Source organism: Desemzia sp. AGC72 (genome assembly GCF_057334175.1).
This window is the reverse complement of the sequence record NZ_JBHFIG010000020.1, coordinates 1-24,573: the sequence shown is the minus strand read 5'-3', so window position 1 is coordinate 24,573 and position 24,573 is coordinate 1. Positions and strand designations below refer to the sequence as shown.

Below are 24,573 nucleotides of genomic sequence, written 5' to 3'. Positions count from 1 at the left end.
GTTGGTGTTACGAATCTGATTCGTCATCTTTTTCGTATTCTTCATTATTATCATCGCCGTAATACTCTTGATTATACTCTTGATCTTCTTGTTGGCTTTCTTGTTCTCCTCCTTCATCTTCTTTCTGCTTTTCTTTTGCTTTTTCTTTCCGCTCTTCTTCTCTTCTTTCTTCTGCGTCTTTGTAAATATAAATGTTGTGAATAATCTTGATCAATGGTCGTAAAATCAGGAACACTCCACCAGCCAAATAAAAATAGGTGCCATAAATACCAGGTAGTCCTATTAGGGAACTGATACTTCCTAATATATAAACGAGTCCAACAAGTAAATCATTTAATAGCGAAATTAATGTATATCTATTTTGGAAATAAATTCTGAATCGACCAGATTTTAATTCAATATCCTCTTCCGTATCATTTTCTACTTTATGTGTTTTACGTTCTATTTTAGGCAAAAGTGACCCTCCTATAATAAATCTGATTCTTAATTTGAGTATACTTTTTTTAGTTTCATAAACCAATTATCTGATACTTGAAGTCTTATTAATTGTAATTTTTAAAACTGGTTGCTACTCTATTCTTGAAAATAACTTTACTAAGGATGGTGTATTTTTGATGGCAGATGAAAAAACTCTCAATACTCAGGCTCCTAAAGAAAATTATCTTCAAGAAGACAAGAACAAAAAAATGGCTCCTGAGCCTTTACATGAAAGTCCCGATTACAAGGCAGCTGGAAAGTTAGAAGGAAAAGTTGCAATCATTACGGGTGCAGATAGTGGGATTGGTGCAGCGGTGGCTATTGCTTACGCTAAAGAAGGCGCTAAGTTAGCTTTAGTAGATGTTGAAAAACATGAAGACGCCGCTGCAGTCAGAAACCGGATCGAAGAGCTGAACAGTCCTGTACTCTGGTTCACTGGTGATGTCGGAGATTCGAATTTCGTGAAAGAAGTGGTAGAAAAAACGGTAGCAGAATTTGGAAGCATTGATATTTTAGTAAATAATGCTGCCCAACAACTTGCCCAAGAATCAATATTAGATATTACAGATGAACAGCTGCATCGTACTTTTAGAACCAATATCTTCTCTATGTTTTACTTTGCAAAAGCAGCTCTCCCATATTTAAACGACAATGGGGCCGTCATCAATTCAACATCTGTGACTGCTTACCAAGGCAGCCCTTCTTTATTAGATTACTCGTCAACTAAAGGGGCTATTGTTACATTTACAAGGTCTTTAGCACAGAATCAAGAATTTTTAGATAAAAATATTCGAGTCAATGGTGTAGCACCTGGTCCAATCTGGACTCCGTTGATTCCAGCGACTACCGGATCTACTGATAAAGAAGAATTTGGCGCATCAGTACCCATGAAACGAGCAGGAGAGGCATATGAATTGGCTCCAGCTTATGTTTACTTGGCAAGCTCTGATTCCAGCTACGTCACTGGGCAAGTGATCCATGTGAACGGCGGTACAGTTGTAAACGGATAATTTAGTCGACTGTTTTTCTTTTATTTTAGTAGTGGTATACTCTATACATATACCACTACTAATTTTTGGAGGCGTTAATATGATCGTAACAACAACTGGAAGTGTAGAAGGCAGAACGATTGCTTCTTATGAAGGTATCGTATTTGGCGAAGTGATTTCAGGGATCAATTTTCTAAAAGATCTCGGAGCCGGAATGAGAAACTTTTTTGGTGGCCGTTCACAAGGATATGAAGATGAAATTCTGCAAGCTCGTGAAAATGCTTTAGATGAAATGATGACCCGCGCTGCACAAATGGGTGCAGATGCTGTTGTTGGTGTGAAAATGGACTACGAAACACTGGGAGCGGATAATGGCATGATTATGGTCACTTGCAGTGGGACAGCTGTTAAACTAAACTAATTTTTTCATACGTATTTAGAGCTTGATGAATTGTTCATTGAGTTCTTTTTCATTCCTGTCTTAAATAATTGATTTAGACAACATAAAAAATAAATTTTTGTGGAGGAATCAGCATGAAAATCTTAATTACGGGTGCAACAGGAATGTTAGGATCAAAAGTCGTTCAAGCTTTACTGGAGCGCGTTCCACCTGAACAATTAGCGGTATCTGTCAGAGACCCTGAAAAAGCAGAACATTTTAAAGAAAAAGGAATCACAGTACTTCAAGCGGATTATGAAGATCCAAGCTCATTAGAGAATGCTTTTAAAGGTGTCGATCGTTTATTGTTGATTTCTTCTCAAGGTGACGATGAAACACGCCTCCGTCAACACTCTAACGTCATTTATGCTGCCGAAAAAACAGGTGTAGGTTTGCTCGTTTATACAAGTATATCCAAAGCAGAATCAAGCTCTTTACCTGTTGCTGAAGTTCATCGACAAACTGAATCAGCCATCATTAAAAGCGGCATTCCTTATGTTTTCTTGCGCAACAACTGGTATGTAGAAAATGAGATCCCTATTATTAAAAATGTACTGGCTGGAGGACCTGTTCTGACGGCAGCTGAAAGCGGTAGAGTCGGATGGGTTCCCAGGGTAGATTATGCCGAAGCTGCAGCCGCCGTATTAGCTTCTGGTAAACATACTAATAAAACTTATGAACTTTCAGGTGTTCCCTCAAGTTATGCGGATATGGCTAGAGAACTAACCTCTATACTAGGAAGACGAGTGATTGTTCGAAACGTAGATGATAAAACGTATGAAGAAGTATTAATTGCAAATGGAACTCCCGATGTTATGGCTGAATTTTCTTTAGATATCCAGCGATCTATCAGAAAAGGGGATCTAGATGTCGAAAGTGAGGACTTACCTCACTTGATGGGAAGACCTGCAATTTCTTTAAAACAATCCCTGACTGAAATCGTCTATCATTTGAATACTGTAGAGTAAATACAAAGAGGTTGGGATTATTCCCAACCTCTTTGTATTAACGGTTTCTTTTGGCTTTCAGATATTTCCGATACACCCAAACAATGACTACAATAGCGCTTAATGGCCATAGTTCAAGATACATAAATAAAGTGAATAAACCGATCATCCCAAATATTTCAATCGTGGCAGGCCCGCCTTCATTAAAATACACCAGCACTGCTACAGCTAATAATAAAAAACCTACAATAAACCACATGCTATTTCTCCTTCTCCTCTTCTTTGAATGACTCCCTTTGAAACAATTGTATTTACCTTTTTGCTTTATGTCCTATCATCTTAAACACTATGACTATCCCTCAAATTTTTTCGTGTCATATAGTGGAATCTTGAATGGATAATTCTTCTTTTTTCAGCATAATCATATCGTTGACATATTTTTCATGACTCATTGCCAAGTCTTCAGATCCTATGGTGTACATAATGTCGATTGCTTTTCGACATAGAACTTCCCCATCAAGTATGTTGCCTTTTTTGATTTCATACATTCCTTTTAAGAACACCAGTAGTGTACGTTCGTAAAATAGATTTTCGGACATATGCATGTTTTCTAATGTCAAAATAAAGTATAGAGCGTCATTCAATAAGTTGTTTTCTAAGCAAACAATACTTGTATTTATTAAAATAGCTAATGTCTGTAGAAAATTTTTATGAACAAGCTTATACATAGACGTCTTTTTAACTACTTCCTTAGATAACGCAATAATGGTAGCCGGCGGAAATATAGTCAAAGAATTAGCGTAAATGACTAATTCGTAATTTCCCCACAGCTCTATATTGAATAAGTAATTAGCTAAATATTCTCTTTTTTTCTTATCGATTTCTTTTTTTTCCAAATCCAATAACTTAGCTTCTGCCATGATCGAGTTACACAAATAAGCGTTTAGTCCGTATTCTTCCCACTTTTCATACTCTTTATTTTTTATGAGCGTTAATTTTGAAGTGTTATTTCGTTGGTACGCTGTTGCAATATCAGCCATCAATCGGTCCAACTCACTAGGTTTGTATTCATTAGCTGCAAAAACAAATTCATCTAGAGAAATGTTCATTCGTTCAATAATTTTGATAAAATGACTCAAAGAAATGTTCGATTCCCCACGTTCAAATTTCGATAAAAAGGAAGTCGATAAAATGCCATTAGACACTTGTCTTAAAGAGTAGCCTTTTTCTTCACGCAGTCTTCTTAATACATAGCCATATTTTTGTTCCATAGGCTTTTTCCTCACTTTCTCTTATATGACACAATTTTACTTTTTGATTTTTTTTATAGTACACTAAACGTAAATAAAGAAAGGTCAGGTGATATTATGAAAAAATTTGTCAAAAAAAATCTTTTTACAATTTTAGGTATTCTCGTTACTGCTGGTGCTCCGCCTGTTGTGTATGGAACATACGCTTTATTACCCGTTCTTTTCTAGTCGTTTGAAGTAAAGAGATGCAAAAGAGGAGTCTTTACCCCTTTTAAGATAACAGATAAGTTATTTATCCTAATCTCCTCCTCTTTTGTGCCTTTCATAAATGACACTCTCTTATCAAAAATAACTTTATTTCATAAATGAAAAAAAGGTTCTTTTAAATAAATCCAACCTTTATGTATTATGGGAGTGAGCTATAATGGACCACATTGAAAAAGCATTAAATGTCCAGTACGTTTATATTTTAGTCAAAAATGATACCGAAATAGAGCTGGAAATCGACCAAGAAGATTTCATTTTGAACGCCGATGACGAATTGGATATTCCGCTAGAAATGATTTTGAGAAAAAATCATTTAACATTAAATGATTTATACACCATGAACGTCCAAAAACTGCTTTTTGTTCGCAAAGACAACGGTCGCTCCATCACCTTAAAACAAATTTCCTTAGATATGAATTTGTAGAACAATCGCTCTGACAAAATCTTATAGAAAGAAGCGTATAACTCATGTGCAAATTTCAATATTCGGGAATACTTTAGAACAGTGCAATCATTGTTCAAGAGGTATTTCCGTTATTTTTTTATGCTGATAATCAGTCAACTTTTCTTTTAGTGTACTATGTAATCCATCTAATGAAAACCAATATCCTGTAAAGCACCGTTTCATTCTTGGCATTTTAATGAGCTGATCACATAATCGACAAAATCTATTTGCTTACCTGCTTCAAGAGTAAAGATTTATTTTAATTTTAATCTAGTTTTCGAAACTAGATGATGACATATCCGAGATTATGTGGTAAGCTGAATTTGTTGAACGAGTACGGAACATTTACTATAATCTTACTAAAGGGTTTATAGTGCTCTGTAACATTTTAGTCTTTTAAGGAGGTATTTAGGTTGGTTAAAACACCCACGTTTACAAAAAAGTATTTGATCTGGAATGAGGTGCTTAATGCAGTCACTCACGGCATCGGCGTTTTATTAAGTGTAGCAGGACTTGTTTTATTACTTATGAAAGGTTCTCAAAGCGGTTCTAGAATAGAGTTTGGCTCTTACATTGTTTATGGTACTAGCCTGATTCTTCTTTACTTGTGTTCCACCTTATACCATAGTTTGAGTTTCACACGTGTTAGAAGACTATTTAAAATCTTGGATCACAGCAGTATTTATGTATTGATTGCTGGAACTTATACTCCTTACTGTTTGGTGACGATTGGCGGGACACTTGGCTGGGTGATGTTTAGTATTATCTGGACTGTTGCTCTGGCAGGCATCATTTTTAAAAGTGTAGCTGTAGAAAAATTCCCGAATGTTTCTACCATGGTTTATATCGGAATGGGCTTAATTTGTACCATTACTTTTAAACCTCTATACGAAGGTTTAGGTACAAATGGTTTATATTTATTGGTTGCCGGCGGTGCAGCTTACATTGTAGGAACTATCTTTTACAGCTTGCGAAACGTTAAATACATGCATGTGGTGTGGCATTTGTTTGTTTTACTCGGTACTGGATTAATGTTTCTGTCTATTTTATTTTATGTCTAACATAACAAAAGCAAATAATTCGGTTCTATAACTAATGAGACTTTTCCTTAGTTATAGAACTTTTTTGTTCCTTCTATTATATTAATCGAATTATTTTAATAACAATTAATATAAAACGCTGGAAGTTGCAAAAAATTCACATTTATCTGTTAAAATGATGGTAATAACTTTTATTCCCGAACTCATCATCATAGACTTACCGGAATCTTTTTCTTTTATTTCATGATATGATAAAACTAAGATACTTGTCGCTTTAAGGGAATAAAAAAGCCAACTGAAAGGAGAATATTATGCCATTTTACTTTTTTTATGATCCAACAATGATCTTTATTTTAATTGGATTAGTGATTTCAGGTATAGCAAGCACTTACGTTCGCAGCACTTACAGTAAGTATGCGGATACTAGAAATAACAGAGGATTCACTGCTTGGGAAGTTTCGCGGTCGATTTTAGACAATTCAGGTTTGAGAAATGTCGTTCTTGATAGAGTGCCTGGAGATTTGACTGACCACTATGATTCTCAAAATAACATCTTGCGTTTATCTGATGCAACGTATAACTCAACTTCTGTTGCAGCCATTGGTGTAGCTGCCCATGAAGCCGGTCATGCGATACAAGATCACGAAAACTATTTCCCATTACGTTTGAGAAGTACTTTAGTGCCTGTAGCTAATTTTGGGCAGGGTATTTCATTCCCGCTGATTTTAGCCGGTGTGATTTTTGGCGGAAATCAATCGTTGATCAATTTAGGGATTCTATTTTTCTCTTTGACATTGATTTTCCAATTAGTGACTTTACCAGTAGAGTTCGATGCTTCAAATCGCGCGATCGCTATTTTGGATCAGCAACAGCTTCTAACTCCTGAAGAATTGGATCAAGCTAGACATGTGCTGCGTGCTGCTGCTTTAACTTATGTAGCTGCTGCTGTCGCTTCTTTCTTACAAGTACTTCGTTTGGTCCTTTTATTTGGCGGAGGAAGACGAAACGACTAGAAGTTAAAATCCAATAGCTTTTTATAATAGAGGGAGTCTCAATAGAATAGAGACTCCCTCTATTTTTTATTTTTAAAAACCTGCTTCTAACATCAAGTCCTCCTCATGCAAAATCCGGTCACTAGCTTTTAAAGTCCCGTCTATTATATCCAATAAACCCCAGAATCGTTAATAGAGCAGCTAATCCAATCAAAATACCGAACTCTGTCCAATTGACTGTTTCAATCGGTACTTGCGGGATAAAATAAAAAACAGACAATTTATTCAACCATTCTGGAAAATCAATCAGGCCTCCTAAATAGACGACTGTCAGAGTAAATACAATATATATCCAAACGAAAATGGTTCCTTTCAGCCATGCTCCTAATAGAACAGTTGCTAAAGCCAGTATAAACCAGATTGCTGGAATATATACAAACGCACTTTCGAATGGAACATACCACTCAAGACCACTTGTTAAAGATAGATTTGCTGTCAAATATAGGCCCAAAGCAATCACGAATTGTATTACAAAAGAAAATACCAAGGAGACAATATAATAACTAAACAGTATTTTGTTTCGCGATACTGAACGGCTATAATAGTGTTCGATACGTTGCTGTTTTTCTTCTCTTTTTAACTTTAATAGTATAGAGACAACAGCTATTGCAGTGAAAATGGATAAAATTTCCATTAATAAGACAATAAATTGTTCTATTAAAGCTGTACCTGCTTCTTTTGATAAAAAACCTTCAATAAATTCCATATCTGAAAAATAGATTTCCAAATCTCCTAGAATAGCTCCAAATGCTGCACTCATTAAAAACAGCATTACGGTCCATCCTATCAAAGGCATTTTCTCCAAGTGCCATATTAATCCTAACGGTGTTTTCAAAAAATCTGACGCTTTATCTTTGCCCCTATAACTTGGTATAAGACCAGTATTGATGTCTCTTTTGCTGTTTAAATAAAGAGCAGCTGTCAATAACACTCCTGCTCCAAAAATCAAACTAACAACCGGCCACCACCTGTTTGTCACAAATACCTGTGTACGAACTACCCATCCCAAAGGAGAGAATAAAGCCAACATTTCATTTCCAACATCTCCAATCGCTCGGATGATATATAAAAGGATAAGCATCCCAATAGACACTATAGTTGTACTTCTTGCTGTATCCGCTAATTGTGCAATGAGTACTGTTAGACCAGCAAAGAACAGTCCGCATGATCCTAGCAACGCTCCATATAGAATAGATGCCTCTAAACTCATTCCAGATGCAGAAATAATTGTCAAACCAAAAGATACCGAAAGAAACAACAAGCCATTTGCTAGTAACACGATTACTCCAGAAGCTGCTAAATACGATAAACGTCCCACTGGCAAAGCTCGGATGTATTCTAAACGCCCTGATTCCTCATCATCACGGGTACTTGAACTCACAAACAAACAGTTCATGACTGCCACTGCAATAGCTGTAAATAATAACATTTCATTTGCAAAAGCAGCTCCAATAGTATATTTTCCGATTGGATAATTCGGTCCTAACATAGCGTTCATTGCAGGATTCTCCATTGTAATGGCAAATCCTGCAAGATCATCTGGATTAGTGTAAACAGTAGGGTATACACCAGCTACAACTAACGATATCCCTATTATTCCAAGTAACCATAAACCTAGCTTGAAACCATTTTGGTGCAGAAGTATTTTAGTTGCTGTTCGAGTTCCTTTAAACAACTGCTCTGTCATAACTGCTCACCTCTATCCTGACTAATTTCTTAAAAAGATTTCTGCTTATAATGACGGATGAATAAATCTTCTAACGTAGGAGCAGAGCTTTCTAATTTTAAAACACCAAATTGACTGACGTGCCTGATTACTTCCGGCATTTTTTCACTGTCAACTTGAAATTCCCAGTTATTTCCCTTTTGATTAATATCTCGAACACCGTTCATTTCTTTTAGCCCTACTAGAGGCTTTTGCGTTTCAACAGTGAGTTTCGATCTAGTTAAATGTTTCAGTTCTGAAAGATTCCCCGTCTCTATGATTTTACCTTCTCGAATAATGGCGACTCGGTCACACAACTTTTCAACTTCGGATAAAATATGACTGGATAGCAATATGCTTTTCCCTTGTTGCTTAAGTTCTAAAATGATATCTTGGAAAATCTGCTCCATCAACGGGTCCAAACCAGATGTGGGTTCATCTAGAATATATAAATCTGCGTTTGAAGTAAACGCTGCAATAAGGGGTATTTTTTGACGATTGCCTTTAGAATATGCACGACACTTTTTTGTCGGATCTAATTTGAAACGTTGTATCAATTCATCTCTTTTAGTTTCATTACTATTGCCATGCATTTCCATAAACAAATCAATTACTTGTCCACCTGTCAAATTGGGCCATAGATTAGCTTCACTAGAAATATAAGCGATTCGTTTATGGATCATGACAGCATCTTTCCAAGCGTCTTTGCCAAAAATCGCAACTTCTCCCTCAGTAGCTTTTAATAGTCCCAACAACACCCTGATCATTGTTGTTTTTCCAGCACCATTCGGACCAATAAACCCGTAGATTTCCCCTTCATTTATAGTTAAATCGATTTTATCCAGTGCAGTAAAATTATTGAATTTTTTCGTTAGCCCTTTAATTTCTACTAAACTCATTATTACCGCCCCCATAATAGTAATAGAGATATCTTACTGTTGCTCATTTTTAAAATAATACAAAAAATCCCCATTGAGAAAAAAGTCAATGGGGATTCATACAACCACTTATTCTTGAACGATATTTCTAGGCTCCCCATCAAGGAACGCAATCGTATTCTCAAAAGCAATTTTTGCTCTTTCTATCATAGCTTCATCTGTCAAGTAAGCAACATGCGGCGTTAAAACGGCATTCTTCGCGTTCAACAATGGGTATTCACTTGGAATAGGCGGCTCCATATCAAATACGTCGATTCCTGCTCCAGCGATTTCTCCGTTATTCAACAACTCTGCTAATGCTTCGTTGTCTATTATTGGACCACGCGAGCAATTGATCAAAATCGCAGAAGATTTCATTTTTGCCAACTCTTCTTTTGACAAGAAGCCCTTAGTCTGTTTATTCAACGGTAAATGAATGGAAATGATGTCGCTTTGTTTCATTAATTCGTCTAAGGAAACATATTCTATTCCCAGCTCTTTTGCAGCTTCTTTTTCAGTACGACTGTACCCAATAAGGTTCGCACCGAAAGCCTTAAATAAACGCGCTGTCATCAACCCTATATTGCCGGTCCCTAAGATCCCTACAGTCTTCCCTTTGATTTCATTTCCTTGAATCAAACCAGGAAAATTCTTCTTACGAATGTCTTGGTTTCCTTGGGAAATAGAACGATACAGATCAAGGGTCAGTCCAATAACCAATTCTGCAACTGATTGATCAGAATAGCCAGCCGCATTAGCAATCTTTATCCCTTTTTCTTTGGCTGCTTCTCCTGCTACATGATCCACACCTGTAAAAGCTACATTGATCAATTTCACTTGTTCAGCTTTTTTGATAGCTTCTTCTGGATAAGGGTTGTTAGCTATCATGACGATGTCTGCATCCATGCTTCGTTCAGCTAATTCATCAGCATCCGTTGTCTTTTCTTCATAATAAACAAAATCATGTCCTCTATCTTTAATGGGTTGCGCCAATTCATTGATCAACTCTTTAGGAACTCTTAAAGGTTCAAGTAATTTTACCAGCATGTATTTCTTCCTTTCTCTTTGTCCTTGCATTTACATCCGTTAGGAATATGCTTATCTCACTTCTTATTGTACCAATAACTGACTGGAAATGTGAAATCAGCTCTCTTCCCTTATTTTAAACTTCTTTTTATTTCTACTTGAATTACTTCCTAATAAGAAGCATAATAATGATAAGAAAGTAAGTGAAAAATTAGAAATAATTAATAATGCAACTGAGCACACTTAAAATTTTATTTTCAGGAGGAGAGTAATGAAAAAAATAACCACCGAAAGTCTATATGAATTGAAAAATGTTTCTCAACCCGTTACATGGAAAGATACAGTTTTTTATTTAGAGACTCAAATTGATAAAACAGAAAATACATATCATACGGCAATTAAAAGTATGAATACTCACACAAAACAGCGCCGTGATTGGGGAGACAACGGTACTGTTAATACTGCCATTGAAATTTCTCCAAACAATAAATGGCTGTCTTTTTTATCCAACGGAACAAAAGATAAAAAAATGCAGCTCATGATCATGCCTTTAGACGGCGGCACTTCGGTTCAGTTGACAGATGAAAAAGAAGGAGTCTCTAATTATCATTGGACGTCAAATGGGTCTAGTATTTATTATCAAACATCTACCGATTTGACAGTAGAAGAAAAACTCGACAACTCACAAAAAAAATCTTCTACTGATGAAGAGGATAAATTACCTAAAGCAACTACTATAACTAAATTAACTTATAAATTAGACGGAGCGGGTATTCTTCCTGCTGAGAGAGACTACCATATTAAAAAGGTTGACGTTGCAACTAAAACTCATACCTCTTTAATGACTCGTAAAGAACCTGTTGCTTTAAATTATGTCTCTAAAGACGAAAGCTATTTGATTTATGCAGATGAACTGCTTCCAGACGATGAATGGGCATATGGACAAACGGTTTACTGGTATGATGTAACTTCTGAAGAAAGTCGGTCACTGACTACTTCTATTCCCAAAGGAAGCTTTGGTTTTGGTGCTATGTCTCCTGAAGAAGATTATTTATTGTTGGTTGGGAATGATTTTGAATATGCTTTCGTTTCTCAAAATAAACTCTATGGGTATGACGTAACAGCCAGTACGCTAACTTGTTTAACTCCCAATCAAGATATTGAATTAGGTGATGCACTAGTAGGAGATTTCCAGCAACAAACGAAAGGCATCGACCCAGTTTGGTTAAACCATGAAGAATACCTGTTTTCAACTACTGAACATGGGAAAATCAAATTATATAAAGGGAATCGAAGAGGAGACATTGCTGTTGTTTTTGACCAGCCTCTTCATTTGACAGATGGTAGTGTTTTTTCTGACTCTACTCAATTTGCAGTGACTTATTCTACACCAACTCGTCCAAGTTCATTAGGTCTGATTGATTTGACTACCGGTAAATTGGCTGATTTATATAATCCAAATGAAGCCTTCGAAAAAGAATATACGATCACGAAATCAGAAATGTTTTGGTATAAAGGCGCTGATGATTGGGATATCCAAGGTTGGTATTTAGCTCCTGACGATACGACATCGTCTCATCCAGCAGTCTTATACATCCACGGAGGCCCGCAAGTCAGTTATGGCGAAACGTTCTTCCATGAAATGCAATCTTTAGCCGCGAAAGGCTATGGAGTCATTTTGTTGAACCCGCGCGGTGGCAATGGATATGGACAAGAATTCGTGGCTTCTATCCTAGGCGACTATGGAAATAAAGATTACGAGGATTTGATGTTAGGTACAGATGCTGTGTTAGCTGCTCATCCTGAGATAGATGCTGATAACTTGTATATTGCTGGGGGAAGTTACGGTGGATTTATGACTAACTGGATCGTAGGACATACAGACCGCTTCAAAGCAGCTGTCACACAACGCTCTATATCAAACTGGATCAGTTTTTATGGAACCAGCGATGTCGGACCTTTCTTTGTGCAGTTCCAACTGCAGAATGATTTATCCAATGTCACTAGGTTATGGGAAATGTCTCCTTTAGCCTATGCCAAAAAAGCTAAAACACCTATCTTGATCTTACACAGCGATGAAGATTTGCGCTGTCCAAAAGAACAAGGAGAACAATTTTATATCGCTATGAAGCGGCAAGGTGTGGAAACTCAGTTCATGACTTTCCCTAAATCCAGCCACGGTTTATCTCGTAATGGATTGCCAAACCTGCGTATCGACCGTTTGAAAGCTGTCTCTGACTGGTTCGAATCACATTAAACTAGCGATCATCAAAGAAGCCGATAAATCTTTATTTATTTGGCTTTTTTGATATCCTGAATTCAATATATTATAATTTTGTAAGCTTTTTGGGTATACTTTTTACTGTCACTCATATCACGTTTTTACTTATAGGAGGATTAATCAAAATGAAAGAGTCTTATCAACCTTTATTTGAACCTTTTACATTTGCTTCAGGAGCTACGATCGAGAACCGGATCGTGATGGCACCTATGACTACCCAGTCTTCTTTTGTCAATGGAATGGTCACTTCAGATGAACTGGCTTATTTTAAACGCCGTGCTAAAGGACTAGGTGCTGTCATCACTTCTTGTGCGCAAGTTCGTGAAGACGGAAGATTTGCGGGCTCACTTAGCGCAGCATCAGATAATCGGATTGAAAGTTTGTCTAAGTTAGCTGAATCTATCCAAAGTACAGGTTCAAAAGCCATTTTGCAAATTTTTCATGTCGGCCGTATGGGCGATCGTGCTTCTTTAAAAGGGGTACAACCTGTAAGCGCCAGTGCTGTTCCTGCTCTCAGGAAAGGGGCAGAAGAACCTAGAGAATTACCAGACTCAGAAGTTCGTGAATTAGTTGAAGCTTTTGGCGAAGCCACTCGTCGAGCTATCCAGGCTGGTTTTGACGGTGTCGAACTTCACGGTGCGAATACTTATTTGATCCAGCAATTCTTCTCTCCTCATTCAAATCGCCGTACGGATCACTGGGGCGGAACTCTTGAAAAGCGAATGAATTTCCCATTGGAAGTTATTGCTGCAGCAAAAAAAGCCATCCAAATCTATGCTGAAAAACCGTTTATCTTTGGGTATCGTATCTCTCCGGAAGAACTTGAAGAGCCTGGCATAACTTTACAAGATACATTGGCTTTCTTGGATAAATTAAAAGATACAGGATTAGATTACATCCACATCTCTACAGGATCTGCTTTCCAAAGTTCAATGCGCGATAAAAACGATAAAACACCTGTCTTACAATTGATCCATGAAAAAATAGGCGACTCTATTCCATTAATCGGCGTGGGATCTGTTAAAACGCCAGAAGATGCCACAGCTGTTTTGGATATAGGCATTCCTATTGTAGCTTTAGGACGCGAATTGATCGTAGAACCAGACTGGACTGAGAAAGTGATGTCGGGAAACGAAGAGGCTATTCGTAAAACCATCTCTTATTCTGACCAGAATGAATTAGTTATTCCGGACGCTATGTGGGAATATATCCAACTTGTTCCAGGTTGGCTTCCTTTTGAAACGACTAACGATTAAACCTTTTTAAAAAGCAGTTTTCATCAGATTGAACCCTGATAAAAACTGCTTTTCTTATAGGGATTTTCTTTCAAAAGTGAGTTCAGCAAATTGAACGATCTGCCGAACATTCCTTAATTCCCACTCAATTTCGTAATTTCCTTCTTTAAATAGAGGGATACCTTTTCCTAACAGGATAGGCGCGATGGTAATAACCATTTCATCGATTAACTCAGCTTCTAGAAAATCTGCTATCAATTCACCGCCGCCCATCAACCAAATATTCTTTCCAGTTTGATTTTTCAAACCTTGAATCAATTCTGCTGGATTCCTGTCTGTAAATGTTATTCCTCTGGACAGTACTTGAGGTATAGTTCTTGAAAAAATATAATTCTCTTTATCTTCATAAGGATATTCCCCATCTAATTCGTTCAGTACCCAATCATAAGTTTTCCTTCCCATAATGATCGTATCAATCGTTTGTTCAAACTCTTCCACGACACCTGTACTCTCTTCTTGACCATCAACACTAAATAACCACTCTAATCCATCTTGTTTAGTTGCAATATAACCGTCCAAACTACAAGCAATAAACAAGACTACTTTTCGTTCTTGATCCATTTGCACTCCTCCTTAATTATCAGTAAAAAGAAAAAGCAGAAAACTGTCTGATCAGTTTTCTGCTTTTTATGGTATTGTTTAGTCTAAACCAATTTCTTCTTTCACTACATCTACTATACGGTCTACGTAGTTGTTAACTTGTTCTTCCGTTGGAGCTTCAGCCATAACACGTAATAATGGTTCAGTTCCGCTAGGACGAACTAAAATACGACCATTTCCTGCCATTTCTGCTTCAACTTCTTCAATTACCTTTTTGATTGCCGGAACATCCATAGCTCCGTGCTTATCGCTAACTCTTACGTTGACTAATTTTTGAGGATATTCTGTAACTTCCTCAGCTAATTCAGATAATTTTTTACCTGTTTCTTTCATAACATTCAATAATTGAACAGCTGAAAGAAGTCCATCACCTGTAGTATGGAAATCTAAGAACACCATGTGCCCTGATTGTTCTCCACCTAGATTGTAATCATTTTTACGCATTTCTTCCACTACATAGCGGTCTCCCACTTGTGTTTTTAATGCTTTCATTCCTGCAGCTTCTACGGCTTTATGGAATCCTAAGTTACTCATGACTGTAGAAACGATTGTATCTTTTTTCAAGTGACCTTTATCTTTCAAATGTTTCCCGCAAATATACATAATTTTATCTCCATCAACGATATTTCCTAATTCGTCAACAGCTATAATACGGTCGCCATCTCCATCAAAAGCTAAACCAGCGTCAGCTCCTTGTTCGACAACCATTTCTGCTAATTTTTCTGGATGAGTAGATCCAACACCTTCATTGATATTGACTCCATCCGGAGAAACGCCCATTACATCAAATTCAGCATCTAGATCCGCGAATAGACGATTGATCAATGGACTTGTCGCTCCGTTTGCACCATCTAAGCAAACTTGTAGTCCGCTCAAATCGCCAGAGATCGTTTGTTGCAAGAACTGAGTGTATTTTTGAGAACCTTCTTTGTAGTCTTCTACGCTTCCTAAACCAGCTGCACTAGGGCGAGGCAAATTGTCTTCTTGATCCAATAATGCTTCAATTTCTTCTTCTTGCTCATCGGATAGTTTAAAACCATCCGATCCAAAGAATTTGATTCCGTTATCTGGTGCCGGATTGTGTGAAGCAGAGATCATAACTCCAGCAGCAGCTCCTTGAACTCGAGTTAAGTAAGCTACCCCCGGTGTAGAGATAACGCCTAATTTTAGAACTTCGATTCCTACAGATAACAAACCTGAGATCAAAGCATATTCCAGCAATTGACCTGACATACGTGTATCTCTACCAACTAATACACGTGGTTGTTCGTCTCCTTCAGTGTGTTGTGATAATACATAACCCCCAAATCTTCCTAATTTAAAAGCTAGTTCTGGTGTAAGTTCTGAGTTTGCTACCCCTCTTACTCCATCTGTACCAAAATATTTTCCCATTTCAAAAAGCTCCTTTTCAATAATTGAATAGATTGCTTATTCGTTTATCTTTATTTAAATTTAGATATTTCTCTGTTTCATTTTAATGATTACTCATTATTGTTTTCTTCTGAATTCTCACTGCTACTTTCCTCAGAAGATTCCGAACTGCTGCTACTGCTGGAGCTTTGTGAAGATTCTTGCTCCTCAGACTCTTGACTGCTCGTTTCTTCACTGCTTTCAGGAGCAGAACTGGACTCATTAGTTTGGGGTTCTTCAGTTCTGTTCGGCTCAGAGCCGCCCGTTTCTTCTTTCTCTGAAACTGTAATGTCCACTTCAATGGTCTCGGGCAATATCGAACCAACTCCATCAGGAACAGGAACAGTCACTTCCACAGTGGAACTTTCTGTTACACCTGTCACATCAACAGGCACTTGAATTTCTTTCAAAGCATCCAGAACCGCTTCTTCTGCTACAACGCTAGCTGTAGTGTCTTCTCCCTCGGCAAATGCTAATTCATAGCTGTACCCAGATTCCGGAGTGCCTGATTGTTGCAATGACATCGGAATGTCTCTGCTGTTTGATGTCACCGGAATGGTAACAGACACTTCACTTGGCGTTACATCTACATCGAGCTGGTTCCCAGCTGCATCAGTTACAATGACCGGTAAAGTTTGAGTAATATCGGAATTTGTATTTTCCTCCGCAGAAACATTTACTTGTACATTAGCAATTTTTTCCAATGTATCTGCTGCTCCTTCTATCAGAACAGTTTCTGAGTCTACAATAGGTTCACCAGCTTCATATCCTCTGGCTAATGAATCTTCGTTAAACAACACAGATACATCATAATTTTCGCTGACTCGTTCTTGTATAGTGATCTTCACTTCAGCTGGGTAGATCCTATAGTTCAAACCATCGGATAAGCCTGAAGGCAGCAACTCTATGGTGTACGTTCCTTCACCCAACTCATTCAAATCAGGAGTAACAATATCAAAACTCTCTGTTGTCAATGTGTTCAACAAAATAGCTGTCGACCCCTCCAGCAAAACAGAAACTGAATCCGGTATACCCGTCACGAAATATTTTTCTTGGTCAATATTGACTAAAACAGGCAAGTCTGTGATCATTTCCGTACTATTGACTGTTGCACCGCCTGAACGGTTATTTGCATTGATCTGTTTACTATTTTCGTTATTCACATAAGTAAATAATAATGCGGCAAATCCTAGCGCTACAATCCGTAAAAACCAAGGAGAATTCATTATTTTTTCCATCATTTTTTAGAAGCCCCCTTTTTAAAACCGTTGAAGAAAGTTTGAATAGGGTTGACCGTTTGTTCTTCTTCTTCCGACACCAGCGCTTTGGTTAGGAAAACCTCAAAATCTTCTCTAGAAAGATCTCGGTATAGATTTCCACTTTGGGTAATACTGACTCCCCCAGTTTCTTCGGAAACAACAACGGTTAAAGCATCCGATACTTCGCTTAGACCAATCGCAGCTCTATGACGAGTTCCTAACTCTTTAGAAATCAATGAACTCTCAGAAAGCGGCAAATAACTAGCGGCTGAAGCGATTTTATAATCTTGGATGATTACTGCTCCATCATGCAATGGAGTATTTGGTATAAATGTATTGATCAGTAATTCTCCAGAAATATCTGCACCCATCGAAATACCCGTGTTGACATATTCTTCTAAACTTGTTTCCATTTCAATCGCAATTAATGCTCCTATGCGTCGTTTACTCATATATTGTACAGACTTTAGTATACTTGATACAAGGTCTTCTCCAGGGTTCTTTTTCTTTTTCTTGCGATTAAATAAAGAACCTCTACCTAAATGTTCTAATCCTCTGCGCATTTCTGGTTGGAAAATAATGATCAAGGCTAATACGGCCCATTGGATCACTAAATCGACAATCCATTCTACTGTTTGCAGCTGGAAGAAATAACTCCCAACCTTTATCAAAACAATAATAGCAATCCCTTTCAATAACTGAACAGCTCTTGTTCCTCTGACAACAATAATTAATTGGTAGATAAAAAATGCAACGATCAAAACATCTATGATGTTGATTAACGAACGCCATGTAAAAAGTAGTGACCAATCTATTGACATGTGGACACCTCCAAAAGTGTAAAATTGTCACTCAGTCCATATTATAGCACAGTTTAGTTTGAATGACGTTATTTGATGATACGTTAAGAGCTCTTTTTATCGTTTTCTAACTCTTCTTTCCTCAGGTCAAAAAATACAAAAAAAGACTAGAAACAAGAATACTGTTTCTAGTCTGCTCTAATGAGTCATGCAGGATTCGAACCTGCGACCCTCTGATTAAAAGTCAGATGCTCTACCAACTGAGCTAATGACTCATAAATTAAACCAGCATGGCTTCGTCCTAATCTCACAAAGGGAAACCCTTCACTACCTTTGGCGCTAAGAAGCTTAACTACTGTGTTCGGCATGGGAACAGGTGTGACCTTCTTGCCATCAAAACCACACATGGTTTAATTTAACTGGGCTAGCTGGATTCGAACCAACGCATGAGGGAGTCAAAGTCCCTTGCCTTACCGCTTGGCTATAGCCCATAAATGGTGGAGGGGGGCAGATTCGAACTGCCGAACCCGAAGGAGCGGATTTACAGTCCGCCGCGTTTAGCCACTTCGCTACCCCTCCAATAAAATCATTGCAGAAAACATATTCAAAAATCAGCAACAAGAATATAATACAATTAAACACACCATTCTGTCAAGAGAGAAAATGTTTTTTTGTTTTATTATTCATAATCCTGAATAATTCACTCGGCTAAAAGGCAACCTAAATGCAATTTGATTGCTGCTTTTTGACATTATTAGTTGGTTGGATGAATTTTTAATTTAACCCCTTATTGCTCTAAGAAACAACTGAATGGCTGAAGCTTCTACTCCTTCCATTCGCTTACAACACTAAAGGTTTCACATAACAAATCAGACGATTTACTTCTTTAAAACCAACTTTCTGATGAACCTCTTGACTAAGAGAATTGTCGAATTCTACATCTGAAGCTATTTGCGTGCAGCCCTTACCTTTAGCCCATTCTTCTCCTGACAAGATCAGCTTGCGCGCTAATTGGCGCTGACGAAAATCTGGTTTCACATAAATACCTTCTACATAAGCTACAGGTGCTGAAGTGGTTCCTTCAACATATTCATACCTTAAAGATACATGGATGAAACCTGCAATCTCTTTATTTTCTTTAGCCACTATTATGCTGTTTTTTTTACTTTCCAACATGTGTTCGAATTCTTTTACTAAAACAACAGACTCATTTTCTTTGAACAACAATTGCCCCATTTCAGCAACATCAGAAATATCAGAAAGTTTCATTTCTTGAATCGTTGTCATTCTTCAACATCCTCAGTATTTTGTCATCTCACTTGATTAACCATGCTTTTTTTGATGCTCTTTTTTCAACTTGAGGTAATCTTCATCTTCTCTGACGATCTTCCATTTCTTTTCAAAAATAGCAGCTGACTTTGCTTTTTCTTCATCAATCGTTCGTTCCTTAATTTCGCCGTTTTCCTTATATTTTCTTCCGCCTTTATAGTTTGCGTAGCGTCTAGATCTGGTATAGCCCATTTGAAGGAATTTTCTAGCCATATCCATCCCGACAAAGTCCTTGTCTTCTTTATATTTCAAATACATTTGGTAAATTTTTTCAGACGATTCTGCAGCGATTTCCGGAGTTTTAAATCGCCAATGAGGAAGTATCTCACTTTTGTACGGCTCTACCAACAGTACGCCTTGTTCTCCTCTTCCTACTCTATATAACTCAGGTTGCTTGCGGAAATTAATCTCATCAAAATCAAGTTCGTAATCGAACGACATTTCATCACCTCTTTAAAAGATTAATTGAACAGAATTCTAATTTCTTTATTTTTTCTCCTACTACAATAAATACTTACCATCATATTCAACCTTACTCTACTTGTTCATACCAATCAATTTTTATGTTTTATTAGAATATGGATCCAAATGGTAGTTCGTAAAAGTATCTAAAAAGAAAAAACAGGTTTACAAAAAGTTTATAGAAACCTTTGTAAACCTGTTTTTTTCGTATGATGCCGGCTGCAGGATTTGAACCTGTGACCTCCGCGTTACGAGTGCGATGCTCTACCAACTGAGCTAAGCCGGCGAACGCGATTATTCCTGAAACTAAAATGACCCGTACGGGATTCGAACCCGTGTTACCGCCGTGAAAGGGCGGTGTCTTAACCGCTTGACCAACGGGCCTTAAAGACTTGTACTTATTAAGCACAAAAAGAATTATATAAAATATTGTATCCATTGTAAATAGAAGATTGTCTTTTTCCGCTATTTTTAATTTTATTCTAATAATTATTCATTAATTTTGCTTTTTTGCATATTTAACAACAAAAAAACTAGAAATTAGTCCATTCTATTGGAATTGAATTCCCAACAAAATGAATAAATTCTAGTTTTCTAATAAAATTTAGTCAGCTATAATATCTTGATATTTTTCTGGCTTGCGTTCAAATAAAGTTACCACATAGGGACAAACTGGAACAATCTTTTTACCTTCATTTTTCATTTCTTGAACAGTACGATCTACTAATTGTTCTGCTACTCCTTGGCCTCTTAGGCTAGGATCTACAAAAGTATGGTCGACCAATACTTTATCTTCCCCAGAAGGTACATAAGTGATTTCAGCAATTAAATTTCCAGCCTCATCATTTTTATAAAAACGATTTTCCCCTTTTTCGAAGTCCATGGTATCTACCACTCCTTTTATCATTTGAATCTATTTTAGCACTTCTCAAGGAGCCCTTCCAGTTTTCTTGTTTCTATTCCAATCGGTCAGTTTTTAACTTCAAATAGTTTTGCTCAATTTTTCTACTGTAGTTTTTATATTTTTGCTATGGCAAATCGTTGATATGACAGCTACTCCATTTGCACCTGCTGAACGAACTCTAACAGCATTATCTCCTGTTATGCCTCCTATTGCCACAATAGGGAACTTTCTATACTGTTTTCGTATGGTTTCTAGAACAGCCAAACCTGTTGGAGGCTGGGCATCTTTCTTAGTCTGAGTTTTGTATATTGGACCAATTCCTACATAATCAGCACCATCTCCTATAGCTTTTTTCATATCGTCAGCATCATGAACAGAAACTCCTATAATTTTCCCTCTGGCTTGTTCACGAAAGCTAGAAATAGCTAAATCATTTTGACCAACATGAATGCCATCAGTATTTAATTTCAGTGCTAAATCGACATCATCATTTATGATAAAAGGAACTTGATAAGCTGCGCATAACTTTTGACAATCAGAAGCAAACTTTTCATACGCTTGTCCTGTTAAAGATCCTTCTCCTTTTTCACGCAATTGAAAACAGGTTATCCCTGCTTCTAATGCTTCGTGTAGTGTTTTTAGTGGTTCCTTTTTACAATCATTAGATCCCATAATAAAATAAACTTCTAAAAAATCATTCTTCATTCACTACTACCTCGCAAATTCCTTTTTGTTGGTTAAAAGCAAAATGATTTGTCGGTCCTTTACCTTTCCCTATAAAAAGAGGGTTGCTGATTGCCAAGTGGACAAACTTTTTAGCTTCAATAATGGCCTCAGGTATAGAATATCCTTTTGCTAAATTAGCGGCAATCGCTGCTGAAAAAGTACAACCAGTACCATGTGTATGAACGGTCTTTTTTCTAGGAGTCGTCATCCTAAAATCTTTCTTGCGACTATACACTCGGTCGACTGCATCTTTTTCCACTGTGTGTCCTCCTTTCATTACTACCCACTGTGCCCCCATTTGTAAAATTATACGAGCAGCTCTTTCCATATCTTTCGAACTCTTAATTGATATCCCAGTAAGAACTTCCGCTTCAGGTATATTAGGGGTACAAACAGTTGTTAATGGCAGCAACTGCTCAACCAGTGCTCTAATAGCTGAGTTCTGTAAAAGTTTCTCCCCACCTTTCGCAATCATCACAGGATCAAGAACCAAAGGAATATTTCGTTCTTGTAAAACAGCAGCTGTTGCCTCAACAATTTCAGCAGAGAACAGCATACCCGTTTTGATGGATTTGACAGAAAAATCATCTAATACTGTTAACAGCTGTTGTTGAACAAAACTTGATTCGACTTTAAAAACTCCATGAACTCCTAATGTGTTTTGATCGGTTAAAGCTGTTATTACTGTCGTTCCAAATACGCCAAGTTCTTGAAAAGTTTTTATATCTGCTTGAATTCCAGCTCCTCCTCCTGAATCAGATCCTGCAATCGTCAATGAAATCATATACTCACCTCTGCAATTTTTTGTAAATTATTCATAAACTCAACTGCAAATGAACCAGCTTTATCAGTACAGAGTTCAGCTGCGTATTTGTAGTCTTTTAGGGTAGCAGCTAAGACTTCCAAGTCTTCTTCTTTATTACTGCTGGCTAATGATGCCGTACAAATTGCACTCAGTAAGCAGCCCGTTCCTGTGGTATGTGTTGCAGTTTCATTTCCCCCATTAATGGTGTATTCAATCTCACCATTTGTTACATAATCAGTTTTTCCTGTCACTGCTATCAGACACTCATATTCTAAAGCGACTTTTTGTGCTATTGTACTGGGATTCAAAATACCTTCACCACTATCAACCCCTTTTACTTGCCATTCTTCTCCCGCTATAGCTGCTAACTCTCCAGCATTGCATCGGATCAAGCTGAATTTGACTTCCTTTAATAAACGAAGAACCGCTTTCTTTCTATAATCTGTAGCCCCCACACCTACAGGATCAAGTACGACTGGGATATCTAATTCATTTGCTTTTATACCAGCAACTAGCATAGATTTCATTGTACAATCATTTACAGTCCCAATATTAATCAGTAATCCTTCAGCAGAAGAGACTACGTCAGCAACCTCCTTTATTTCATCAGCCATAATAGGGGATGCTCCTACTGCAAGTAATCCATTTGCTGAAAAATTAGCTACCACATAATTCGTCATACAATGTATCAATGGCGCTGCTTGTTTAATTTTAGATAACATTCTCAACTACTCCTTTTTCTCAATATATCGTTTTTTGTTAAAGTACTTCTCTACAAATCAGGTAAATAATCACTGTTTATCCTCCTTTTTGACAGAAGCAAAAAAGGGTCTCTACAATAGTTGTAGAGACCAAAAAAAGTGTATAAAACACTATTGCTCCCTACGTCAGTATTAACTAACAGGTTCAAAGGGTCAGGTTTTAACCTTCTCAACACACTTGTGTCCCCCCGCAATCAAACGTTTTACAAAAGAAAAGCCCCCCATAAAAATGGAGAGCTCAATACATATTTATTTCATATGTAAACAGTGCTCCCTACGTCAGTGTTAACTAACAGGTTCAAAGGGTCAGGTTTTAACCTTCTCAACACATCTGTGTCCCCCTGCAAAACATTTAATTACTTATAACTCTACTACACATAAAGGTGAAATGCAATGAGCAGCACGGATACCATACTTGTTTGAATAAAATAAAAAAGACACTCCAGTTTAGCCAAGTCAGCTGACCAAACTGGAGTATCCTAAAAAATTATTTATCTTCATTTAATAATTCGTCTTCTGATGAATACCCTAAGTCATCTAATGTTTCATCCAACTTATCAGCTGGAATCGTTTCATCACCTTTTGGCTCTGCAGCTGTTCCATTCACATTTCCATGAGCTTCTACAGATTCATCGTAATTATCTGAAGGATCATATGAAGTTTCTTCATCAGCACTATATTTATCTTTTAATCCTTGAGTTTTTTCCATTCCTGCTTCTCTTAACTCTTTACCTTTTTCCATTCCTGTATCTTTTACATCTACAAACTTGCTTTTTATATCTGTTCTTAATTCTTTACCCGATTTTGGTGCAAATAATAAAGCCACTAATGCACCTGCTAAAGGTAAAGCAATCATTTTAGCTAGTTCCATATGTTTAACTTTAGCAGGCATTGCTTTTGTAGCTCCTTTAGCTAATTTCGCATCCATCATCATTTTCTTCTTAGCTAAATGATGAGAGGATGGCATATGATCCTTGGCCATCTCAAATGCGTCTTGTGCGTAATCCATACCCGTATTCATTAATTTTGATGCTTTCATTTTATTTGTGCCCCTTTCGAATTATAATACCGATTTTCAACCTCTATAGGAGATAACGTCTATAAGAACATCATATAACATAAATGAGAATGTCAAAAGCAATACGCATTATAAGAAGTAAAAACAAATCTACTTATTATAAAAAGCCACTATTAAAAAGTCTTACTGCATACAAAAAAAGCCATACAAATAACTGTAATACAGCATTTGTATGGCTTTTGACTCATTTGTATTAAGAAAGCCACTTGCCGGATTCGAACCGGCGACCTCTTCCTTACCATGGAAGCGCTCTACCGACTGAGCTAAAGCGGCACTTTTATAAGTGGATCTGTAATTTTATGTAAAAAA

24 protein-coding genes, 6 tRNA genes, 1 rRNA gene, 1 pseudogene and 2 riboswitches are annotated in these 24,573 nt (G+C 37.1%); of the genes and pseudogenes, 8 read left to right on the top strand and 24 right to left on the bottom strand.

What is annotated here, in order from left to right; genetic code table 11:
• Positions 1-136: 136 nt before the first annotated feature.
• Positions 137-454 (bottom strand): annotated as a pseudogene (locus ACE025_RS08520) (YrhK family protein); the annotation flags it as partial.
• A gap of 160 nt (positions 455-614) precedes the next feature.
• Here ACE025_RS08520 and ACE025_RS08515 point away from each other — a divergent pair.
• The 3 genes from ACE025_RS08515 (at position 615) to ACE025_RS08505 (ending at position 2,873) form a co-directional block, all read left to right on the top strand.
• Entirely contained in the window at positions 615-1,487 is an 873-nt protein-coding gene (locus tag ACE025_RS08515) for a glucose 1-dehydrogenase (RefSeq protein ID WP_485939268.1), read from the top strand.
• 79 nt (positions 1,488-1,566) lie between these two features.
• Positions 1,567-1,887: a putative heavy metal-binding protein gene (locus ACE025_RS08510; RefSeq protein WP_485939267.1), complete on the top strand. Its 321-nt coding sequence runs from the start codon at positions 1,567-1,569 to the stop codon at positions 1,885-1,887.
• 113 nt (positions 1,888-2,000) lie between these two features.
• On the top strand, positions 2,001-2,873 hold the full coding sequence (locus ACE025_RS08505; RefSeq protein ID WP_485939266.1) for an SDR family oxidoreductase: 873 nt from the start codon (positions 2,001-2,003) through the stop codon (positions 2,871-2,873).
• Between the two features lie 37 nt (positions 2,874-2,910).
• On the opposite strand, the gene ACE025_RS08500 is transcribed toward ACE025_RS08505, so the two are convergent.
• Positions 2,911-3,111, bottom strand: a complete 201-nt coding sequence (locus ACE025_RS08500) for a hypothetical protein (protein ID WP_485939265.1) — start codon at positions 3,109-3,111, stop codon at positions 2,911-2,913.
• A gap of 115 nt (positions 3,112-3,226) precedes the next feature.
• Positions 3,227-4,123: a helix-turn-helix domain-containing protein gene (locus ACE025_RS08495; RefSeq protein WP_485939264.1), complete on the bottom strand. Its 897-nt coding sequence runs from the start codon at positions 4,121-4,123 to the stop codon at positions 3,227-3,229.
• Between the two features lie 403 nt (positions 4,124-4,526).
• On the opposite strand from ACE025_RS08495, the gene ACE025_RS08490 reads away from it, so the two are divergent.
• The 3 genes from ACE025_RS08490 to ACE025_RS08480 all read left to right on the top strand — a co-directional run bounded on the left by ACE025_RS08490 (position 4,527) and on the right by ACE025_RS08480 (position 6,867).
• Positions 4,527-4,793 (top strand): hypothetical protein, encoded by a 267-nt coding sequence (locus ACE025_RS08490; RefSeq protein WP_485939263.1) that lies wholly within the window; start codon positions 4,527-4,529, stop codon positions 4,791-4,793.
• Between the two features lie 434 nt (positions 4,794-5,227).
• Entirely contained in the window at positions 5,228-5,875 is a 648-nt protein-coding gene (gene trhA / locus ACE025_RS08485; protein WP_485939262.1) for a PAQR family membrane homeostasis protein TrhA, read from the top strand.
• A gap of 290 nt (positions 5,876-6,165) precedes the next feature.
• Positions 6,166-6,867, top strand: a complete 702-nt coding sequence (locus ACE025_RS08480) for a zinc metallopeptidase (RefSeq protein ID WP_485939261.1) — start codon at positions 6,166-6,168, stop codon at positions 6,865-6,867.
• Between the two features lie 121 nt (positions 6,868-6,988).
• Here ACE025_RS08480 and ACE025_RS08475 read toward each other — a convergent pair whose 3' ends face one another.
• The 3 genes from ACE025_RS08475 to ACE025_RS08465 all read right to left on the bottom strand — a co-directional run bounded on the left by ACE025_RS08475 (position 6,989) and on the right by ACE025_RS08465 (position 10,575).
• Positions 6,989-8,593: an ABC transporter permease gene (locus tag ACE025_RS08475; RefSeq protein WP_485939260.1), complete on the bottom strand. Its 1,605-nt coding sequence runs from the start codon at positions 8,591-8,593 to the stop codon at positions 6,989-6,991.
• A gap of 29 nt (positions 8,594-8,622) precedes the next feature.
• Complete coding sequence (locus ACE025_RS08470) at positions 8,623-9,513, bottom strand: ABC transporter ATP-binding protein (protein ID WP_485939337.1); 891 nt, start codon at positions 9,511-9,513, stop codon at positions 8,623-8,625.
• Between the two features lie 105 nt (positions 9,514-9,618).
• Positions 9,619-10,575 (bottom strand): 2-hydroxyacid dehydrogenase, encoded by a 957-nt coding sequence (locus ACE025_RS08465; RefSeq protein WP_485939259.1) that lies wholly within the window; start codon positions 10,573-10,575, stop codon positions 9,619-9,621.
• A 250-nt stretch (positions 10,576-10,825) separates the two neighbouring features.
• Here ACE025_RS08465 and ACE025_RS08460 point away from each other — a divergent pair, with 250 nt between their 5' ends.
• Positions 10,826-12,811, top strand: a complete 1,986-nt coding sequence (locus ACE025_RS08460) for a S9 family peptidase (protein WP_485939258.1) — start codon at positions 10,826-10,828, stop codon at positions 12,809-12,811.
• Positions 12,812-12,960: 149 nt separating this feature from the next.
• Positions 12,961-14,091 carry an NADH-dependent flavin oxidoreductase gene (locus tag ACE025_RS08455; RefSeq protein WP_485939257.1) on the top strand — a complete coding sequence of 377 codons (1,131 nt, stop codon included), beginning with the start codon at positions 12,961-12,963 and terminating at the stop codon, positions 14,089-14,091.
• 54 nt (positions 14,092-14,145) lie between these two features.
• On the opposite strand, the gene ACE025_RS08450 is transcribed toward ACE025_RS08455, so the two are convergent.
• The 18 genes from ACE025_RS08450 to ACE025_RS08365 all read right to left on the bottom strand — a co-directional run bounded on the left by ACE025_RS08450 (position 14,146) and on the right by ACE025_RS08365 (position 24,537).
• Positions 14,146-14,691: a dihydrofolate reductase family protein gene (locus tag ACE025_RS08450; RefSeq protein ID WP_485939256.1), complete on the bottom strand. Its 546-nt coding sequence runs from the start codon at positions 14,689-14,691 to the stop codon at positions 14,146-14,148.
• Positions 14,692-14,769: 78 nt separating this feature from the next.
• Entirely contained in the window at positions 14,770-16,122 is a 1,353-nt protein-coding gene (gene glmM / locus ACE025_RS08445; RefSeq protein ID WP_485939255.1) for a phosphoglucosamine mutase, read from the bottom strand.
• Between the two features lie 89 nt (positions 16,123-16,211).
• Positions 16,212-17,381: a CdaR family protein gene (locus ACE025_RS08440; protein ID WP_485939254.1), complete on the bottom strand. Its 1,170-nt coding sequence runs from the start codon at positions 17,379-17,381 to the stop codon at positions 16,212-16,214.
• Positions 17,378-18,220 carry a diadenylate cyclase CdaA gene (cdaA, locus tag ACE025_RS08435; RefSeq protein ID WP_485939253.1) on the bottom strand — a complete coding sequence of 281 codons (843 nt, stop codon included), beginning with the start codon at positions 18,218-18,220 and terminating at the stop codon, positions 17,378-17,380. Before cdaA ends, ACE025_RS08440 begins: the two co-directional genes overlap by 4 nt.
• A gap of 181 nt (positions 18,221-18,401) precedes the next feature.
• Positions 18,402-18,474 (bottom strand) — tRNA-Lys (locus tag ACE025_RS08430).
• A 13-nt stretch (positions 18,475-18,487) separates the two neighbouring features.
• Positions 18,488-18,603 (bottom strand): 5S ribosomal RNA (gene rrf / locus ACE025_RS08425).
• A gap of 15 nt (positions 18,604-18,618) precedes the next feature.
• A tRNA-Gln gene (locus tag ACE025_RS08420) sits at positions 18,619-18,690 on the bottom strand.
• 4 nt (positions 18,691-18,694) lie between these two features.
• Positions 18,695-18,778, bottom strand: a tRNA-Tyr gene (locus tag ACE025_RS08415).
• A 261-nt stretch (positions 18,779-19,039) separates the two neighbouring features.
• Positions 19,040-19,486 carry an aminoglycoside 6'-N-acetyltransferase gene (gene aac(6') / locus ACE025_RS08410; RefSeq protein ID WP_485939252.1) on the bottom strand — a complete coding sequence of 149 codons (447 nt, stop codon included), beginning with the start codon at positions 19,484-19,486 and terminating at the stop codon, positions 19,040-19,042.
• 36 nt (positions 19,487-19,522) lie between these two features.
• A complete protein-coding gene (locus ACE025_RS08405) occupies positions 19,523-19,969 on the bottom strand; it encodes a DUF4385 domain-containing protein (protein ID WP_485939251.1) in 447 nt (148 codons plus the stop codon).
• Between the two features lie 234 nt (positions 19,970-20,203).
• Positions 20,204-20,276, bottom strand: a tRNA-Thr gene (locus ACE025_RS08400).
• Positions 20,277-20,302: 26 nt separating this feature from the next.
• Positions 20,303-20,374: transfer RNA gene (locus ACE025_RS08395), tRNA-Glu, on the bottom strand.
• A 220-nt stretch (positions 20,375-20,594) separates the two neighbouring features.
• On the bottom strand, positions 20,595-20,873 hold the full coding sequence (locus ACE025_RS08390) for a GNAT family N-acetyltransferase (protein WP_485939250.1): 279 nt from the start codon (positions 20,871-20,873) through the stop codon (positions 20,595-20,597).
• Between the two features lie 99 nt (positions 20,874-20,972).
• Entirely contained in the window at positions 20,973-21,599 is a 627-nt protein-coding gene (gene thiE / locus ACE025_RS08385) for a thiamine phosphate synthase (RefSeq protein ID WP_485939249.1), read from the bottom strand.
• Complete coding sequence (gene thiD / locus ACE025_RS08380; protein ID WP_485939248.1) at positions 21,589-22,404, bottom strand: bifunctional hydroxymethylpyrimidine kinase/phosphomethylpyrimidine kinase; 816 nt, start codon at positions 22,402-22,404, stop codon at positions 21,589-21,591. The genes thiE and thiD overlap by 11 nt, the downstream gene beginning before the upstream one ends.
• Positions 22,401-23,147, bottom strand: a complete 747-nt coding sequence (gene thiM, locus ACE025_RS08375; RefSeq protein WP_485939247.1) for a hydroxyethylthiazole kinase — start codon at positions 23,145-23,147, stop codon at positions 22,401-22,403. Before thiM ends, thiD begins: the two co-directional genes overlap by 4 nt.
• A 140-nt stretch (positions 23,148-23,287) precedes the next feature.
• Positions 23,288-23,386, bottom strand: a riboswitch (TPP riboswitch).
• A 54-nt stretch (positions 23,387-23,440) separates the two neighbouring features.
• Positions 23,441-23,539: riboswitch (TPP riboswitch) on the bottom strand.
• Between the two features lie 134 nt (positions 23,540-23,673).
• Positions 23,674-24,225 carry a YtxH domain-containing protein gene (locus ACE025_RS08370; protein ID WP_485939246.1) on the bottom strand — a complete coding sequence of 184 codons (552 nt, stop codon included), beginning with the start codon at positions 24,223-24,225 and terminating at the stop codon, positions 23,674-23,676.
• 239 nt (positions 24,226-24,464) lie between these two features.
• Positions 24,465-24,537 (bottom strand) — tRNA-Thr (locus ACE025_RS08365).
• Positions 24,538-24,573: the final 36 nt, after the last annotated feature.

What these genes read in the sequence shown, in the direction of transcription:
- thiM (WP_485939247.1), bottom strand. Translation starts at nt 23,147, where the DNA reads ATGTTATCTAAAATTAAACAAGCAGCGCCATTGATACATTGTATGACG.
- ACE025_RS08475 (WP_485939260.1), bottom strand. Translation starts at nt 8,593, where the DNA reads ATGACAGAGCAGTTGTTTAAAGGAACTCGAACAGCAACTAAAATACTT.
- ACE025_RS08500 (WP_485939265.1), bottom strand. Translation starts at nt 3,111, where the DNA reads ATGTGGTTTATTGTAGGTTTTTTATTATTAGCTGTAGCAGTGCTGGTG.
- ACE025_RS08505 (WP_485939266.1), top strand. Translation starts at nt 2,001, where the DNA reads ATGAAAATCTTAATTACGGGTGCAACAGGAATGTTAGGATCAAAAGTC.
- ACE025_RS08450 (WP_485939256.1), bottom strand. Translation starts at nt 14,691, where the DNA reads ATGGATCAAGAACGAAAAGTAGTCTTGTTTATTGCTTGTAGTTTGGAC.
- glmM (WP_485939255.1), bottom strand. Translation starts at nt 16,122, where the DNA reads ATGGGAAAATATTTTGGTACAGATGGAGTAAGAGGGGTAGCAAACTCA.
- ACE025_RS08490 (WP_485939263.1), top strand. Translation starts at nt 4,527, where the DNA reads ATGGACCACATTGAAAAAGCATTAAATGTCCAGTACGTTTATATTTTA.
- ACE025_RS08515 (WP_485939268.1), top strand. Translation starts at nt 615, where the DNA reads ATGGCAGATGAAAAAACTCTCAATACTCAGGCTCCTAAAGAAAATTAT.
- ACE025_RS08495 (WP_485939264.1), bottom strand. Translation starts at nt 4,123, where the DNA reads ATGGAACAAAAATATGGCTATGTATTAAGAAGACTGCGTGAAGAAAAA.
- ACE025_RS08370 (WP_485939246.1), bottom strand. Translation starts at nt 24,225, where the DNA reads ATGAAAGCATCAAAATTAATGAATACGGGTATGGATTACGCACAAGAC.
- ACE025_RS08440 (WP_485939254.1), bottom strand. Translation starts at nt 17,381, where the DNA reads ATGATGGAAAAAATAATGAATTCTCCTTGGTTTTTACGGATTGTAGCG.
- ACE025_RS08390 (WP_485939250.1), bottom strand. Translation starts at nt 20,873, where the DNA reads ATGGACTTCGAAAAAGGGGAAAATCGTTTTTATAAAAATGATGAGGCT.
- ACE025_RS08465 (WP_485939259.1), bottom strand. Translation starts at nt 10,575, where the DNA reads ATGCTGGTAAAATTACTTGAACCTTTAAGAGTTCCTAAAGAGTTGATC.
- ACE025_RS08460 (WP_485939258.1), top strand. Translation starts at nt 10,826, where the DNA reads ATGAAAAAAATAACCACCGAAAGTCTATATGAATTGAAAAATGTTTCT.
- thiE (WP_485939249.1), bottom strand. Translation starts at nt 21,599, where the DNA reads ATGAAGAATGATTTTTTAGAAGTTTATTTTATTATGGGATCTAATGAT.
- ACE025_RS08455 (WP_485939257.1), top strand. Translation starts at nt 12,961, where the DNA reads ATGAAAGAGTCTTATCAACCTTTATTTGAACCTTTTACATTTGCTTCA.
- ACE025_RS08405 (WP_485939251.1), bottom strand. Translation starts at nt 19,969, where the DNA reads ATGTCGTTCGATTACGAACTTGATTTTGATGAGATTAATTTCCGCAAG.
- ACE025_RS08510 (WP_485939267.1), top strand. Translation starts at nt 1,567, where the DNA reads ATGATCGTAACAACAACTGGAAGTGTAGAAGGCAGAACGATTGCTTCT.
- thiD (WP_485939248.1), bottom strand. Translation starts at nt 22,404, where the DNA reads ATGATTTCATTGACGATTGCAGGATCTGATTCAGGAGGAGGAGCTGGA.
- ACE025_RS08480 (WP_485939261.1), top strand. Translation starts at nt 6,166, where the DNA reads ATGCCATTTTACTTTTTTTATGATCCAACAATGATCTTTATTTTAATT.
- cdaA (WP_485939253.1), bottom strand. Translation starts at nt 18,220, where the DNA reads ATGTCAATAGATTGGTCACTACTTTTTACATGGCGTTCGTTAATCAAC.